We start from the raw sequence: 16,122 nt of genomic DNA on the forward strand, positions 1-16,122 counted from the left end.
CGGCCGACCGCTACAGGACGAAGGCCGGCTGCCCGGTGCTGCTCACCATCGGACGGCCCGCGCCCTCCCAGGCGTACATCCCGCCGTCGACGTTCACGGCCTCCCGGCCCTGCTGCACCAGGTACTGGACGACCTGGGCGGAGCGGCCGCCGACCCGGCACAGCACGTACAGCTTCTCGTCCGGCAGCTCGCCGATCCGGGCGACGACCTGGCCGATCGGGATGTGCAGCGCGCCCTCGACGTGGCCGGCGTCCCACTCGTCCTGCTCGCGCACGTCCAGCAGGGCGGCGTCGGCGGGCACGGCGGCGGCGTCAGTGGCGGGGATCTGCGCGAACATCGTCTGGTTCTCCTGGGTCTCGGTCGACTCGGTGCCATTGTCGCCCACCGCGCCCGCCCGGCCGGACGGGTCGCCGGACGGCCCCAGCAGCCGCTCCAGCTCGGCCTGCCGCTCGGCCGCCTTGGCCAGCAGCTCCTCGGCGAGCTGTTCCAGCAGACCGTCCGGGTCCTGCGGGGCGAGGGCGAGCAGCTGGCCCATCGGGGTCTGCTCCAGCCGGACCTGCTCGGTGGCGGTCTCGGTGATCTTGGCGGTGAGCCAGTCCAGCCGGCGGCGCAGCCAGTCGAGCCGGTCGGGGGAGTCGACGGCGGGCGCGGCCTCGGGCGCGGTGGACCACTCGGCGGCCAGCCCGGCCAGCGCGGCGGCGTCGCCGTACGCGTAGGCCTCGTTGACCCGGGCCAGGAAGGCCGCCCGGCGCTGCTGCTCGCCGGGGTCGGTGGTCAGGTCGGGGTGGGCGCGGCGGACGAGGTCGCGGTAGATCCGCTGGGCGTCCTTGCCGGGGCGGACCCGGGCGGGCGCGGCGGGCGGCGGCGGTACGGCGTCCGCGTCCTGCCCGGACTTCTCCCGCACCTCCCGCACGGAGTCGAACAGCGCGTCCAGGTCCGGCAGTTCCTCGACCTGCCGACGCGCCTCGGCGGCCCGCCGCCGGTCCTCGGGCCGGCCGGTGCGGGCCGCGACGGCCTCGGCGACGAGCGCGTCCAGCTCGTCCAGCCGGGCGTAGAGCGGGCCGAGCAGCTGGTGGTGGATCAGCGCGAAGTTGTCGATCTCGACGCGCAGCGTCTGCACGTCGACGTCCATGGTCAGCCAGGCGAGTTCGGCGGCGGCGACCCGCTCCTCCAGCTCCGACTGCTCCGGATCCGTCCAGCGGGCGGGGCTCTGCGCGCTCACTCTTCGCCTCTGTCTCGTCCGGCCGGCTGCGTCCTGCCGGGCGCCCGCTCGGGCGGCCCGGCCTGCCACCCTACCCTCGCCCCCGGCAGCGCCGTCCGGGTGAACCCGGGGTGCGCACCGGCGCGCGCGGTACGACACGCAACCGATACTGATGAATCTCCCCGTTTCGGTGTCGAGCCCGGCCCGGTCCGTGCTTCGCTGGTATCCGCACAGCGTGCCTTCCTCCGGAGTGACGGGCCGCCTCCAGGCGTGGCGGCCAGGCGGGAGCAGACCGAATCCATGGTGGCCGAGTCCAACTCCACACCGCGTCCGGCGGGCGCCGAGACCGTGCCGGGTGACCACCCGACCGGCGTGGCCGCCCTGGTCCGGCTCGCCCTCGTCCTGGTCGACCGCGCCGGGCGGATCACCCAGTGGAGTCGGACCGCCGAGGAGCTGTTCGGGCACCGCGCCGAGGTCGTCCACGACCGCCCGGCCGCCGGCCTGCTGCCCGCCGCCGAGCCGGCCGCCGCCCCCGGGCACCCCGCCGGCCCGGCCGGCCGCCGCCGCGACGCCCTGGACACGCTGGCCGCACTGACCGCCCACGGCGGCCCCTGGGCCGGCCGGATCCCGGTCGTCGACCGCGAGGAGCACGTCCGCGACGTGTTCTGGTGGGCCTACCCGCTGGGCCACCCGGCGGGCGACCCGTCCGGCGGCCTGCTCGCCCTCGCCGCCGACGCCCGGCCGCTGCGCACGGCCGGCCCGCGGCTGGCGCTCGGCGAGCGGCTGCTGCCGTTCGCCGCGACCCCGTCCGCCCGGGGCGGCTTCCACCGGCTCACGGCCGTCCTCACCGCGCCCGGCGCCTCCCCGATGCACGCGCAGTTCGCCCGGCTGCTGCCGCCCGCCCCCGCCGAGCGCCGAGCGCTGCTGCTCGACGTGCTGGACGCCGCCGGCCTGCCCGCCCTGCGGCTGGACGCCGCCACCGTGCTGCCGGTGCTGCCCGCCGAGGCCCAGGGCGGCACGGCGCACGCGGCCACCGCGATCGGCCGCCGCTACCCGACGCCGCAGCAGCGCGCCGCCCGGATCGGCCCGCCGGCCCCGCCCGAGCCCTCGGCCGGCCGCCGGCCGCCCGGCTCGCTGCCCGCCCAGCGCCCGGCCGCCGAACCGCACGCCGCGTCGCCCACGGCACCGCAGGCCGCACCGACCACCGCACCGACCGCACCGACCGCAGGTCCAGACACCCGAGGAGGAGCCGCCATCGAGCCGGCCGCCGCCACCCCGCCCGCCCCCGGCCACCCGGCCGTCCCCGCACCCGCGGCCCCGGCGGCCCCGTCCGTCCCGGCCGCCCCCGCGTGCCCGGAGAACCCGCCGGCCGGCCGGCTCGGCCCGTTCCTCACCAACGGGCAGGCCGGCGAGCAGCTGGCCCTGCTGAACGAGGTCGGCGGCAAGGTCGGCACCACCCTGGACCTCGGTTTCACCGCCCGCGAGCTGTGCCAGGTGCTCGTCCCCCGGGTCGCCGACTTCGCCTGCGTGGACCTGGTGGACGGGCTGATCTCGGACTCCGAGCTGCCGGTCGCCCGCCCGGACGACGACACGATCCTGCGCCGGGTCGCCCTGGTCTGCAACGAGACCGGCGGCGTCTGGGACCACGTGCTCGCCGAGGGCTCGCTGGTCAGCATGCCCCGGCGCACCCCGCCCGGGATGGCCCTGCAGCTGAACCAGCCGGTGCTGGTCCCGGCGGTCAGTGCGGACGTCGCGGTGGACTACGCGAGCGCGCTCGGCGACGCCCGGCTGGCCCCGGTGGTCTCCGGCCGCTCGATGCTGGTCGTCCCGCTGTCCGCCCGGGGCACCGTGCTGGGCATCCTCAAACTGCTCCGGCTGCCGGACCGCGACCCGTTCGACGAGAGCGACGCCGCCACCCTCAAGGAGCTGGCCGTCCGGGCCGCGCTGTCGCTGGACAACGCCCGGCTGCACCGCGCCGAGGCCCGGGTCGCCACCACCCTGCAGCGCTCGATGATGCCGACCCGCCCGCCGCAGATCCCCGGCGTGCAGATCGCCCACCGCTACCTGCCCGGCGATCCGAAGGCCGAGGTCGGCGGCGACTGGTTCGACGCGATCCAGCTGCCGGGCAGCCGGGTCGCCCTGGTGGTCGGCGACGTGATGGGCCACGGCCTGCACTCGGCCGCCGCGATGGGCCGCTTCCGCACCGCCATGCAGACCCTGGCCGCCCTCGACCTCCCGCCCGGCCAGCTGCTGCGCCACCTGGACAACCTGGCCCACAAGCTCGGCGACGACCACCTCGCCACCTGCCTGTACGCGGTCTACGACCCGATCAACCGGACCTGCGAGCTGGCCAGCGCCGGCCACGTCCCGCCGGTGCTGGTGCACCCGGACGGCCGCGGCGAGCTGCTGGAGATCCCGGCCGGCGCGCCGATCGGCGTCGGCGGGGTGCCGTTCGTCGCCAAGACCATCGACGTCTCGGACGGCTCGATGCTGGTGCTGTGCACGGACGGCCTGGTGGAGGTCCGGGGCGGGGACATAGGAGCCGGCCTGGCGGCGCTGTGCGGGAACCTGATCGACCCCCGGCAGAGCCCCGAGCAGGCCTGCGACGTGGTGCTGAAGCGGCTGCACTCGGACGACCGGAAGGACGACGTCGCCCTGCTGGTGGCCCGCTTCGACGGGGTCGCCCCGTCCGAGGTGGCCACCTGGGACCTCGTCGTGGACCAGCGCGAGGTGCGCCGGGCCCGTTCGCTGGTCCGCGAGCAGCTGGCCGCCTGGCACCTGGAGGCGCTCAGCGACACCACCGAGCTGCTGGTCAGCGAGCTGGTCACGAACGCCGTCCGGGTGGCCCGGGACCGCGTCCAGCTCCAGCTGATCCGGGTGGACAAGCTGCTGGTCGAGGTCAGCGACGACAACCACAACCTGCCCTCGCTGGAGCCGGCCGAGCAGCTCGGCGAGACCGGCCGCGGCCTCACCCTGGTCACCAAGCTCGCCGAACGCTGGGGCACCGCCCGCAAGGCGGTGGGCAAGGTCGTCTGGTTCGAACTGCCCCTCCCGCACGCCTGACGGCCGGGTGCGGACAGCGTCCGACACCCGGCCGACAGCGCAGCGACAGGCCCCCTCAGGGAATGACGGCCCCGGCCGGGCGGCGCGCCTCCGCGACCTCCCGGGAGGCGGCGGTGGCCACCGAGGTGGCGGCCCCGACCCCGGCCAGCACCCGGGGCCAGAAGTCCCCGAACACCTCCACCGAGACGGCGATCAGCAGCGCGGTGATCACCGCGACGACGTGCTCCAGGCCGGCCAGGTTCGGCAGCACGACGGCCTCGCCGACCATCAGCACCACCACCAGGCCGGCGGTGAACCAGGCCCGGCAGCGGAACGCGATGCAGATCGCCAGCGCCACCACCGCCGCGGACGGCCCGGTGTCCCGCACGTAGGCGACCCACTTCGGGAAGCCGAACACGTGGCCCGGCCCGACCGCCACCCCGACCCGGGCGAACAGCGTGCCCGCCAGGGTGCAGGCGTAGGCGACCACCAGGGTCATCCGCCGGCCGAGCACGATCTCCGCGATCGCGAAGACCACGAACACCTGGGCCAGCGCCCCCCAGACCGGCAGGTCCAGCGCCGGCACGTACAGCGACAACGGCGTCCGCAGCAGGGAGACCTCCAGCGGCAGGGCCGCCTTCACCACCCCGATGTGGTTCACGAAGCGCTCGCCGCCCGGCAGGTGCTGGACGATGCTGAACAGCAGGATCAGAAACGTCGCCGCGGTCGCCAGCGGCACGGCGGCGAACTTCTTGCGCACCACGCCGTCCCGGACCGCCACGAACAACGTTCCCCACTCGGCGACAGCGGCCGATCTGGCGTACGCCAGCGGCCCCTTTCGCACGCCCCCCGCGTGGGTCCTGTCCATCACAACCGTTTCTCTCGAAGTCCCCGAAATTTTTTCTCGGCTATCCCAACATTAGAAGGCCGTTAACAAATCCACATCGGCTCGGAAGGGGATCGGCGTCATCCTCTGGGGGGAGAGCCGCCTCCCGGCCGCACCCCCATCCGGCCGAGAACACCCCCTCCGGCCGGTTCCGGAGGCCCCCGCCCCCGGGCCCCCCTCCGCCCCCCGGCGGAGGGCTACCCCTTCCCGTCCCGTGCCGCCACCGGGACCCGGGGCGCCACCACGGCGGCCCCCGCGTGCCGGCGACGGAACAGGGCGGGCAGGCTCGGCGCGACGATGAAGCCCTCGGCCCGCGCGCTCGCGATGCCGATCCGCGGGATCTCGCTGCTCTTCTCGAACAGCAGGTAGCGCGGCTCCCAGATCGGCCGGTACTTGGCGTTCGCGCGGTACAGCGACTCGATCTGCCACCAGCGCGAGAAGAAGCCCAGGACGGAACGCCACAGCCGCAGCACCGGCCCGGCGCCGAGCTTCGAGCCGCGCTCGAAGACCGAACGGAACATCGCGAAGTTCAGCGACACCCGCTTCAGCCCCACCGCGTCGGCGCGCTGCAGCATCTCGATCACCATGAACTCCATCAGGCCGTTCTCGGTGTCCCGGGCCCGGCGCATCAGGTCCAGCGAGAGCCCGTCCGGGCCCCACGGGACGAAGCTCAGCAGCGCCTTCAGCTCGCCGTCCCCGTCGTGGCACTCCAGCATCACGCAGCGGCCGTCGCCCGGGTCGCCGAGCCGGCCCAGCGCCATCGAGAAGCCGCGCTCGGTCGCCCCGTCGCGCCACTCGTCGGCCTTCGCCACCAGCTGCTCCATCTCCGCCTCGGAGATGTCCTCGTGCCGGCGGATCCGCACCGTGTACCCGGCCCGCTTGACCCGGTTGTACGCCTGGCGGACCACCCGCATCGCCCGGCCGTCCAGCGAGAACTCGTCCAGCTCGACGATCGCCTCGTCGCCCAGCTCCAGCGCGTCCAGCCCGTGCCGGGCGTAGATCACCCCGGCCTCCTCGGAGGCGCCCATCACGGCCGGCGCCCAGGCGTGCTCGCGGGCCTCCGCGAGCCAGGCGTCGATCGCGCCCGGCCAGGCCTCCGGGTCGCCGATCGGGTCGCCCGAGGCGAGCGACACCCCGCCGATCACCCGGTAGGTGACCGCGGCCTTGCCGCTGGGGGAGAAGATCACCGCCTTGTCCCGGCGCAGCGCGAAGTAGCCGAGCGAGTCCCGCTCGCCCTGCTTGTCCAGCAGCGCCCGCAGCTTCCCCTCGTCCTCGGCGGTCAGCAGCTCCTTGCCGCGCGGGCTGCGGAAGGCCACGTACAGCACCAGCAGGAAGAGCACCGCGCCCATCGCGTTGATCGCCGCGTCGACCCAGGTGGGCGCGGAGATCACCGAGCGCAGGTGCTGGGTCGGCGTGATGGTGATCATCCGGCCGACCGAGTACCGGAAGAGGTCCCAGAAGCCCGCGCCGGTCAGCGCGTTCGTCGACCAGACCAGCAGCGCGCCGACACCGCCGCCGAACGCCAGCCCGCCGACGAAGGTGGCCGCCGCGGTCTTCGGGTTGGAGCGGTCGCCCTTGGAGGTGAACTCCTTCCGCCCGACCCACAGCGCCAGCACGAACGCGCAGGTCAGCACCGTCGAGATGTAGTTGAGCGGGTGGTGGTTGAACCGCTCCCCGGGCACCACCATGGCGAGCACGTACAGCACCGCGAACAGGCTGCCGAGCGCCGCGTTGAAGATCCACGCGGCCCGCTTGCGGCGCCGCATCGCGACCGCGAGGAAGATCGACAGCACCGCGGCCGCCAGGCCGGAGGTCATCAGGTAGGGGGTGAAGTACTCACCCTCGTTGTGCTCGCTGACCTGGTTGCGCCACGGCACCAGCAGCACCGTCGAGATGTTCAGCAGCGCCAGCAGCCGGAGGTACCAGACGCAGGCCGAGGCGGCCCGCGGGCTCCAGCGGTCGAGTGCACCGGGGTGCCGGGGCTCCTGGGGCGGCGCGGACGGCTCCGACTTCACAGTGGACGACACAGCTCAATTCCAAACGATCAGGTGGTGGGGCGCATCCGCACACGGCCCGGCTCCGGGCGCCCGCACGGCCCGGTGGTCTGACCGGCCGCCCGCGCGGACCGCCCACGGGGAGCAGGCCGACGAAGAGGCAGCCAAATCCATGGTTCCGCACCGGACGTGAGAATTACGTGAACCGGGTAGCGGATTCCCACCCCCGCCGAACGGCGGGGGTGGGACCCCGCCACGCGTTCGGCACGCCCCCGCTCCTACCCCTACCCTCGGAACGACCCACGCGGACCGCCCCGGCCGGCCGCCCGAACCGAGGAGGCACCATCACCACCACCCGCGTGCTCATCGTCGACGACGAGATCCTGGTCCGCTCCGGCCTCGGCCTCATCGTGGGCTCCGCCCCCGACCTCGAAGTGGTCGGCGACTGCTCCGGCGGCCAGGCCGAGGAGCACGTCCAGCGGCTGCGCCCGCACGTGGTGCTGCTCGACATCCGGATGCCGGACCTCGACGGCATCTCGGTGCTGCGCCGGCTGCGCGCCCTGCCCGACCCGCCCGCGGTGGCGATGCTCACCACCTTCGACACCGACGAGTACATCGGCACCGCCCTGCGCGCCGGCGCCTCCGGCTTCCTGCTCAAGGACACCGCCCCCGAGCAGCTGGTGCACGCCGTCCGGGTGCTCGCGGCCGGCGGCAACATCCTCTCCCCGACCGTCACCCGCACCGTGATCGGCGGCTACGTGGACGGCGGCGGCCCGGACGCCGAGGCGACGGCGCTGGCCCGCACCCTCACCGGCCGGGAACTCGACGTGCTCGCCCTGCTCGGCGAGGGCCTGTCCAACGCCGAGATCGCCGACCGGCTCTTCCTCGGCACCGGAACGGTCAAGGACCACATCAGCGCGATCCTCGGCAAGCTGGGCGCCGCCAACCGGGTCCAGGCCGCCGTGGTCGCGCACCGGGCCGGACTGGTCCGGCCCAAGCCCAACGACGGGGCATGACGGCCGCATGACGGCCGCCGACCAGCTGCCCTCCCGCCGGCTGCCGGCCTGGTGCACCTCGACCTGGCTGATGCTGACGCTGCCCGTCCTCTACTCCCTGCTGGACGCCGCCCTGGTGGCCCGGGACGCCACCTGGTGGCAGCTCACGCTCTCCACCCTGGCCGCCGTCGCCCTGCTGTTCCGGCGCCGCTTCCCGGTCACCGTGCTGCTGCTCACCATGCCGGGCAGCTGGGTGGAGGACATCTGGCTGGCCCCGATCACCGCCGTCTACACGGTGGCCGCCGAGCGGCCCAACCCCCGGCTGGTCTTCCCCTGCGCCGCCCTCTTCACCCTGGTCGAGTACTTCCACTGGCCGCTGCCCGACCAGCTCTTCGACCTGAGCCGCGCCGCCGCGCTGGACGCCATCCAGGCCGTCATGCTGGCCGCCGGACCGGCCGCCACCGGCCTGCTCTCCCGCACCCGCCACGAGCTGGCCGCCCGCCTGGACGAGCTGACCCGCGGCCAGGAGCGGGAGAGCCGGCTGCTCGCCGAGCGGGTGCTGATCAGCGAGCGCGGCCGGCTCGCCCGCGAGATGCACGACGTGGTCTCGCACCAGGTCAGCCTGATCAGCATCCAGGCCGGCGCGCTGCAGGTCAGCACCGCCGACCCGGCCGCCGCCTCCACCGCCCGCACCATCCGCGAACTGTCCGTGCGCACCCTCGACGAGCTGCGCCAGATGGTCGGGGTGCTGCGCGGCACCGGCGGCCCGCTGCAGGACGCCCCGCTCGCCCCGCAGCCCCGGCTGGCCGACCTGCCCCGGCTGATCGAGCAGAGCGGGCTGGCCGCCGACGCCGAGCTGAACCCCGGCGACCGCCCGTGGCCGGAGGCCGTCGAGCGGGCCGCGTACCGGACCGTCCAGGAGGCGCTCACCAACATCACCAAGTACGCCCCCGACGCGGTGGTGCACGTGAAGGTCCGGGCGAAGGGCCGCCGGCTGCGGGTCGAGGTCCGCAACGAGGCACCCCCGGTGCACCCCGCCGAGACGCTGCCCGGCGGCGGCCACGGCCTGGTCGGCCTGCGCGAGCGCGCCCAGCTGCTGGGCGGCACCCTCACCGCCGGCCCGACCCAGGACGGCGGCTTCGAGGTCCGCGCCGAACTCCCGGCCACCCGCTCCTGAGCACCGGAGCACGCCGCGAGGCGGAAACGGGGAACAAAAAAGCCCCGCAGATCCGTAGATCTGCGGGGCTTCGCTGTGCGCGAGGGGGGAGTTGAACCCCCACGCCCTTTCGGGCACTGGAACCTGAATCCAGCGCGTCTGCCTATTCCGCCACCCGCGCATGGGTGTTGTCTTCGTTGCCGACCGATCCGCGGATCCGCTCGGTACCGTAAGGCCTTCGCGTTTCCCCGGTCCGGCCTCCCTTCCGACGTGGAAAACAGTAGCACGGCCCCGGGGCCGACTCCGAATCCGTATTCCGGCGGAACGGACCGCACCCGAACGGATGCACGACGAACGCGTGCGCGACGGGTGGGCGACCGCTCCGGCGGGCACACCTGGCGTGCCGGGCCGGACATGCGTCACCCTGTGTGTCCGAGCCCACCCCCGGGCACCACGCGGTCCGGGAACCGTACGGAAGGGCCCGGCGTGGATACGATCAGTACGGAAGTACCGCAAGTAGGCGCGACCGGATCCCCGGCGGGAGTCGGTCGGCAGGCAGGCGCACGGACCCTGGAAGGGGGTGCCCCATGGGGATGCTGAAGAAGTTCGAGCAGCGGCTGGAGGGTCTCGTCAACGGCACCTTCGCCAAGGTGTTCAAGTCCGAGGTCCAACCCGTGGAGATCGCCGGGGCGCTGCAGCGCGAGTGCGACAACAACGCGAGCATCTGGAACCGCGACCGCACCGTCGTGCCGAACGACTTCATCGTCGAGCTCAGCCCGCACGACCACGAGCGGCTCAGCCCGTACTCCGGGCAGCTCGGCACCGAGCTGGCCGGGATGGTCCGCGAGTACGCGGAGGCCCAGCGGTACTCCTTCATGGGCCCGCTCCAGGTGAACCTGGAGAAGGCGGACGACCTCGACACCGGGCTGTACCGGGTGCGCAGCCGCACCCTCGCCGCCGAGGAGCCCCAGCAGTACGCCCCGCCGCCGGCGCAGCCCGGCTACGACCGCCCCCCGGCCGCCCCGGCCCCCGGCGCACCGTGGCAGCAGCAGGGCGCCGGCCAGTTCGGCACGCCCCCGCCGCCCGCCGCGCCCCCCGCCATGCCCCCGGCCCCGCCGACGCCGCCGGCGCCCGCGGGCGGCAACGTCCGGGCCTTCCCCGGCGCCGGCCACGGCACCTCCGTCCGCCGCTGGATCGAGGTGAACGGCGCCCGGCACCAGATCTCCGGCTCGGCCTGCGTGCTCGGCCGCTCGACCGAGGCGGACGTGCGGATCGACGACCCCGGGGTCTCCCGCAAGCACGCCGAGATCCGCCCCGGCACCCCTTCGATGGTGCTCGACCTGGGTTCCACCAACGGCATCGTGGTGGACGGACAGCACACCCAGCGCGCTACGCTCCGCGACGGCTCCCGCATCGTCGTGGGTTCCACCACCATCGTCTACCGGCAGGTCGAAGGGTAGTGTCCGAGTTGTTCGCGCGCCTCGCTCCCGGACTGACGGGGCGGCCATGTCAGAGCTGACCCTCACGGTCATGCGGCTGGGCTTCCTGGCCGTGCTGTGGCTGTTCGTGATCGTCGCGATCCAGGTGATCCGCAGCGACCTCTTCGGCACCAAGGTGAACCCCAGGCCCGCCCGCCGCGGCCGGGACGCCGGGACGCCCGCGCCCGCCGCGGCCCCCGCGCCGGCGCGCGGACCCCAGCCCCCGGCCGGCGGCCCCGCCGGCGGCCAGCCGCAGGGCGGCGGCCGGCGCCGCGGCGGCCCCACCCAGCTGGTCGTGGTCGCCGGTTCGCTGGCCGGCACCACCGTCGCGCTGCAGGGCCAGACCATCACGCTCGGCCGCGCGCACGACTCCACCATCGTGCTGGACGACGACTACGCGTCCTCCCGGCATGCCAGGATCTACCAGGATCAGACTGGGCAGTGGACGGTCGAGGATCTAGGCTCCACCAACGGCACCTATCTGGACCGGCAGCGCCTGACGGCGCCGACCCCGCTCCAGCCGGGCACGCCGATCCGTATCGGCAGGACCGTCATCGAACTGCGGAAGTAGTAGCGCATGAGGGCAAGCATCCCGTCCATGACCCAGAGGGGGGCACAGGTCGCATGACCCTGGTGCTGCGCTTCGCCGCCGGCTCCCACAAGGGACTGATCCGGGAGGGGAACGAGGACTCCGGCTACGCCGGGCCGCGGCTGCTGGCCGTGGCCGACGGCATGGGCGGCGCCGCGGCCGGCGAGGTCGCGTCCTCCGAGGTGCTCGGCTCGATCGTCCGCCTGGACGAGGACGTGCCGGGCGCCGACCTGCTGACCCTGCTGGGCGACGCCGTCCAGGGCGCCAACGACCGCCTCCGGCAGATGGTCGAGGAGGACCCCCAGCTGGAGGGCATGGGCTGCACGCTCACCGCCATGCTGTGGACGGGCCAGCGGATGGGCCTGGTGCACGTCGGCGACTCCCGCGCCTACCTGCTGCGCGACGGTTCGCTGGCGCAGATCACCCAGGACCACACCTGGGTGCAGCGCCTGGTCGACGAGGGCCGGATCACGCCCGAGGAGGCCGAGACCCACCCCCAGCGCTCGCTGCTGATGCGGGCCCTGGACGGCCGCGGCCAGGTCGAGCCCGACCTGTCGATCCGCGAGGTCCGGGCCGGCGACCGCTACCTGATCTGCTCGGACGGCCTGTCCGGCCCGGTCAGCCACCAGACCCTCCAGGACACCCTGGGCAGCTACTACTCGCCCGAGCAGACCGTGCAGGAGCTGATCCAGCTCGCCCTGCGCGGCGGCGGCCCGGACAACATCACCTGCATCGTCGCGGACGTCATCGACGTCGGCGCCACCGACACCATGAGCGGCCAGTTCAACGACGTCCCGGTGGTGGTCGGCGCGGTGGCCGACACCCCGCCGTCCTCGGCCGCCACCGACCGCTCGATCGCCGACACCCCGGCCGGCCGGGCGGCCGGCCTCGGGCGCAACCCGCAGGGCGCCTTCGGCCCGGCCGAGGGCTACGACGGCGCCTACGGCCCCCCGCAGGGCGACTTCGGGCCCGCCGCCGGCTACGACGGCGAGTACGGCGAGCAGGACCCGTCCGAGCCCCCGGTGTACGGCGCCGAGGAGTTCGACGAGGAGCGCCCGCCGAAGCGCAAGCGCCGCGGCCTGACCGTCTCGCTGGCCGTCCTGGTCACCCTCGGCCTGCTCGGCGGCGCCGGGTACTTCGGCTACCAGTGGACCCAGGACCAGTACTACATCGGCGAGGACGGCGACCACGTCGCGGTCTACCAGGGCATCAACCAGAACCTGGCCGGCCTGAACCTGCACTCGCTGCACGAGTCGTACGGCGACATCAAGCTCTCCTGGCTGCCGCAGAACGAGCGCGACCACGTGAACAGCACCATCTCCTTCGACAGCCTGGACAGCGCCAAGAACACCGTCCAGGACCTCAAGACCTGGGTGCAGCTCTGCGAGAAGGCCTCCAAGGCGCCGGCGCAGGGCCAGGCCCCGCAGGGCGCCCCGACTGCGCAGGGCACCCCGACTCAGGCCGCCCACGCCTCGTTCGTGACCGCCACGCCCCCGTCCGGCGAGAACAAGTCCCGCACCCCCTCGGCCGCCCCCAACCCGGGCACGTCGGCCCCGGGCGCCACCGGTGCCCCGGCGCCGAGCACGGCCCCGCCGGCCACCACCGCGCCGACCGAGGCCCAGCCGCAGCCCCAGCAGCAGCCGCAGCTGAGCGACGACGAGCTGACCAAGGCCAAGTCCTGCCCGAAGCCGTGACGTCCGCGAACCGACCCGGGCCGCGCAGCGGGCCCGCCGGCCGTCAGGGAGCGGTCACCACGTGAGCAGCTACCACCTGAGCGAGAACACCGGCCGGCGCCGGGCAGCGGCCGGCCGGGCCGCCCCCCGGCGCCGGGCCACCACCACCATCTCGCCGCAGGGCACGCCGAACCGGCGCAACACGGAGCTGGCGCTGCTGGTCTTCGCCGTCCTGCTGCCGATGCTCGCGTACGCCAACGTCGGCCTCGCGATGGACGCCGCGCTGCCCGCCGGCATGCTCGGCTACGGGCTCGGCATGGGCGCGCTGGCGCTGGTCGCGCACCTGCTGGTGCGCCGCTTCGCGCCGTACGCGGACCCGCTGATGCTGCCCATCGCCACCCTGCTGAACGGGCTCGGCGTGGTGATGATCTGGCGGCTGGACAAGGCCGGGAAGCTGCTCAGCGCCAACTTCCCGGCGGCCCGCAACCAGTTGATGTGGTCGGCCCTCGGGGTGGCACTGTTCATCGCCGTCATGGTCTTCCTGAAGGACCACCGGGTGCTGCAGCGCTACACCTACATCTCGATGGTGGCGGCGCTGGTCCTGCTCGCCGCGCCGGCCTTCTTCCCGGCCCGGGCGGAGGACTTCGGCGCCAAGATCTGGATCCGGCTGGGCGGCTTCTCCATCCAGCCCGGCGAGTTCGCCAAGATCGTCCTGACCGTCTTCTTCGCCGGCTACCTGATGGTCAAGCGGGACGCCCTGGCGCTGGCCAGCCGCCGCTTCATGGGCCTGTACCTGCCGCGCGGCCGCGACCTCGGCCCGATCGTGGTGATCTGGCTGCTCAGCCTGCTGATCCTGGTCTTCGAGAACGACCTCGGCACGTCCTTCCTGTTCTTCGGCCTGTTCGTGGTGATGCTCTACGTCGCCACCGAGCGGACCAGCTGGATCCTGTTCGGCCTGCTGATGTCGATCGGCGGCGCGGTCGCGGTGGCGATGACCACCAGCCACGTGAAGATCCGCATCAACGCCTGGCTCGACCCGATGGCCGCCTTCGGCGCCCACCCGCCGAAGGGCGCCACCGAGCAGATCGGCCAGTCGCTGATGGCCCTCGGCTCCGGCGGGGTGACCGGCTCCGGCCTCGGCCAGGGCCGCTCCTGGCTGATCAACTTCGCCGCCAAGAGCGACTTCATCCTGGGCTCCTTCGGCGAGGAGCTGGGACTCACCGGCCTGATGGCGATCTTCCTGCTGTACGGGCTGCTGGTGCAGCGCGGTCTGCGCACCGCGCTCGCCGCCCGCGACCCGTTCGGCAAGCTGTTCGCGGTCGGCCTGGCCTCGGCGATGGCCCTGCAGGTCTTCGTCGTGGCCGGCGGGGTCACCGGGCTGATCCCGCTGACCGGTATGACCATGCCGTTCCTGGCGCAGGGCGGGTCGTCCGTGGTCGCCAACTGGGCGCTGGTCGCGATCCTGCTGAAGATCAGCGACAGCGCCCGCCGCCCCGGGGCCGAGCCGGCCCCCGTCACCGAGGGCCAGGGAGGACCCGTCCGATGAACAAGCCGATCCGCCGGGTCTCGATCTTCTGCCTGGTCCTGATCCTCGCCCTGATGGTGCGCACCAACTGGGTGCAGGGCGTCCAGGCCGACTCCTGGGCGAGCAACAAGAACAACAAGCGCGCGATCTACGACCGTTACGCCCACCCGCGCGGCAACATCATCGTCAGCGGCCAGCCGGTGACGAAGTCGGACTTCGTGAACGGCCTGCGCTACAAGTACAAGCGCTCCTGGGTCGACGGCCCGATGTGGGCCCCGGTGACCGGCTACTCCTCCCAGGCCTACGGCTCCAACGGGCTGGAGAACCTGGAGGACGGCGTCCTCTCCGGCACCGACGACCGGCTGTTCTTCCGCAACACCCTGGACATGCTGACCGGCGAGCAGAAGCGCGGCGGCGACGTCGTCACGACCATCAACGGCAAGGTCCAGAAGGCCGCCTACGACGCGATGGCCGGCAAGAAGGGCGCGGTGGTCGCGCTCGACCCGAAGACCGGCGCGATCCTGGCGCTGGTCTCCACCCCGTCCTACGACCCGGGGACGATCGCGGGCAACGAGGACGGCGACGCCTGGAAGGCGCTCAACGCCGACCCCAACAAGCCGATGGACAACCGGGCGCTGAAGTACACCTATCCGCCCGGCTCGACGTTCAAGCTGGTCACCGCGACCGCCGCGTTCGAGAACGGCGTGTTCCAGAACGTCGACGACGCCACCGACACCCCGGACCCGTACGTCCTGCCGGGCACCCAGACCCAGCTGAAGAACGAGAGCCCGAACGAGCGCTGCGAGAACGCCACGCTGAAGTCCGCAATGGACCAGTCCTGCAACACCGTCTACGCCAAGATCGGCGCGGACCTGGGCAAGGAGAAGATGCGGGCGCAGGCCGAGAAGTTCGGCTTCAACAGCACCGTCGACACCCCGGTCCGGGCCGAGAAGAGCGTCTTCCCGAGCAGCGCCGGCGCGGACGGCACCGCGATGGACTCGATCGGCCAGCACGACACCCGGGCCACCCCGCTGCAGATGGCCATGGTCGCCGCCGCGATCGCCAACAACGGCAGCCTGATGCAGCCCTACCTGGTCGACTCCGAGCGCTCGGCCTCGCTGACCACCATCTCCAAGCACAGCGAGAAGCAGTTCTCCCAGGCCATGAGCCCGGCCACCGCGTCCAAGATGCAGGACCTGATGGTCTCGGTGGTGCAGAACGGCACCGGCAAGAACGCCCAGATCCCCGGCCTGCAGGTCGGCGGCAAGACCGGCACCGCCCAGCACGGCGAGAACAACGCCGGTCTGCCGTTCGCCTGGTTCGTCTCCTGGGCCAAGACCACGGACGGCCAGTCGGTCGCGGTCGCCGTGGTGGTCGAGGACGGCTCCGACAACCGCGACGGCATCAGCGGCGGGCGGCTCGCCGCCCCGATCGCCAAGGCGGTGATGCAGTCCGCGCTCGGCAAGTGACCGCCGGTGTCGGGAGTGAGGGGAATGTCACGATCGGAAGGCCCGTCCGGATACCGGTCTGATATCGGCCGACCGCCGACTCCGGTTGGACGTGGTGCGACCGGTAGCGTATCC

General features: G+C 73.4%; 11 protein-coding genes and 1 tRNA gene. 8 read left to right on the plus strand and 4 right to left on the minus strand.

What is annotated here, in order from left to right:
• Positions 1-10: 10 nt before the first annotated feature.
• Positions 11-1,222 (minus strand): rhodanese-like domain-containing protein, encoded by a 1,212-nt coding sequence (locus AB2U05_RS16195; protein ID WP_063773508.1) that lies wholly within the window; start codon positions 1,220-1,222, stop codon positions 11-13.
• A gap of 279 nt (positions 1,223-1,501) precedes the next feature.
• On the opposite strand from AB2U05_RS16195, the gene AB2U05_RS16200 reads away from it, so the two are divergent.
• The gene (locus AB2U05_RS16200; protein WP_369183565.1) at positions 1,502-4,264 is read left to right on the plus strand and encodes a SpoIIE family protein phosphatase; all 2,763 of its coding nucleotides are present in this window, start codon (positions 1,502-1,504) and stop codon (positions 4,262-4,264) included.
• Positions 4,265-4,319: 55 nt separating this feature from the next.
• Here AB2U05_RS16200 and AB2U05_RS16205 read toward each other — a convergent pair whose 3' ends face one another.
• Both AB2U05_RS16205 and AB2U05_RS16210 read right to left on the minus strand, forming a co-directional pair.
• On the minus strand, positions 4,320-5,024 hold the full coding sequence (locus AB2U05_RS16205; protein WP_157882116.1) for a hypothetical protein: 705 nt from the start codon (positions 5,022-5,024) through the stop codon (positions 4,320-4,322).
• A gap of 302 nt (positions 5,025-5,326) precedes the next feature.
• Entirely contained in the window at positions 5,327-7,042 is a 1,716-nt protein-coding gene (locus AB2U05_RS16210; protein ID WP_341846008.1) for a phosphatidylglycerol lysyltransferase domain-containing protein, read from the minus strand.
• A 446-nt stretch (positions 7,043-7,488) separates the two neighbouring features.
• Between AB2U05_RS16210 and AB2U05_RS16215 the strand changes: the two genes are divergently transcribed.
• Both AB2U05_RS16215 and AB2U05_RS16220 read left to right on the plus strand, forming a co-directional pair.
• The gene (locus AB2U05_RS16215; RefSeq protein WP_244178796.1) at positions 7,489-8,139 is read left to right on the plus strand and encodes a response regulator transcription factor; all 651 of its coding nucleotides are present in this window, start codon (positions 7,489-7,491) and stop codon (positions 8,137-8,139) included.
• A gap of 7 nt (positions 8,140-8,146) precedes the next feature.
• On the plus strand, positions 8,147-9,295 hold the full coding sequence (locus tag AB2U05_RS16220; protein WP_045697037.1) for a sensor histidine kinase: 1,149 nt from the start codon (positions 8,147-8,149) through the stop codon (positions 9,293-9,295).
• A gap of 76 nt (positions 9,296-9,371) precedes the next feature.
• On the opposite strand, the gene AB2U05_RS16225 is transcribed toward AB2U05_RS16220, so the two are convergent.
• Positions 9,372-9,455, minus strand: a tRNA-Leu gene (locus AB2U05_RS16225).
• 406 nt (positions 9,456-9,861) lie between these two features.
• Here AB2U05_RS16225 and AB2U05_RS16230 point away from each other — a divergent pair.
• From AB2U05_RS16230 to AB2U05_RS16250, 5 genes are all read left to right on the plus strand, one after another.
• A complete protein-coding gene (locus AB2U05_RS16230; protein WP_369183566.1) occupies positions 9,862-10,734 on the plus strand; it encodes an FhaA domain-containing protein in 873 nt (290 codons plus the stop codon).
• Positions 10,735-10,780: 46 nt separating this feature from the next.
• A complete protein-coding gene (locus AB2U05_RS16235; RefSeq protein ID WP_369183567.1) occupies positions 10,781-11,323 on the plus strand; it encodes an FHA domain-containing protein in 543 nt (180 codons plus the stop codon).
• 53 nt (positions 11,324-11,376) lie between these two features.
• Entirely contained in the window at positions 11,377-13,035 is a 1,659-nt protein-coding gene (locus tag AB2U05_RS16240; protein ID WP_369183568.1) for a PP2C family serine/threonine-protein phosphatase, read from the plus strand.
• Positions 13,036-13,183: 148 nt separating this feature from the next.
• Positions 13,184-14,560 carry an FtsW/RodA/SpoVE family cell cycle protein gene (locus AB2U05_RS16245; RefSeq protein ID WP_045698708.1) on the plus strand — a complete coding sequence of 459 codons (1,377 nt, stop codon included), beginning with the start codon at positions 13,184-13,186 and terminating at the stop codon, positions 14,558-14,560.
• On the plus strand, positions 14,557-16,008 hold the full coding sequence (locus AB2U05_RS16250; protein ID WP_045698607.1) for a penicillin-binding protein 2: 1,452 nt from the start codon (positions 14,557-14,559) through the stop codon (positions 16,006-16,008). Before AB2U05_RS16245 ends, AB2U05_RS16250 begins: the two co-directional genes overlap by 4 nt.
• Positions 16,009-16,122: the final 114 nt, after the last annotated feature.

Source organism: Streptomyces sp. Y1, assembly GCF_041053115.1.
Lineage (GTDB): Bacteria > Actinomycetota > Actinomycetes > Streptomycetales > Streptomycetaceae > Kitasatospora > Kitasatospora rubellomurina.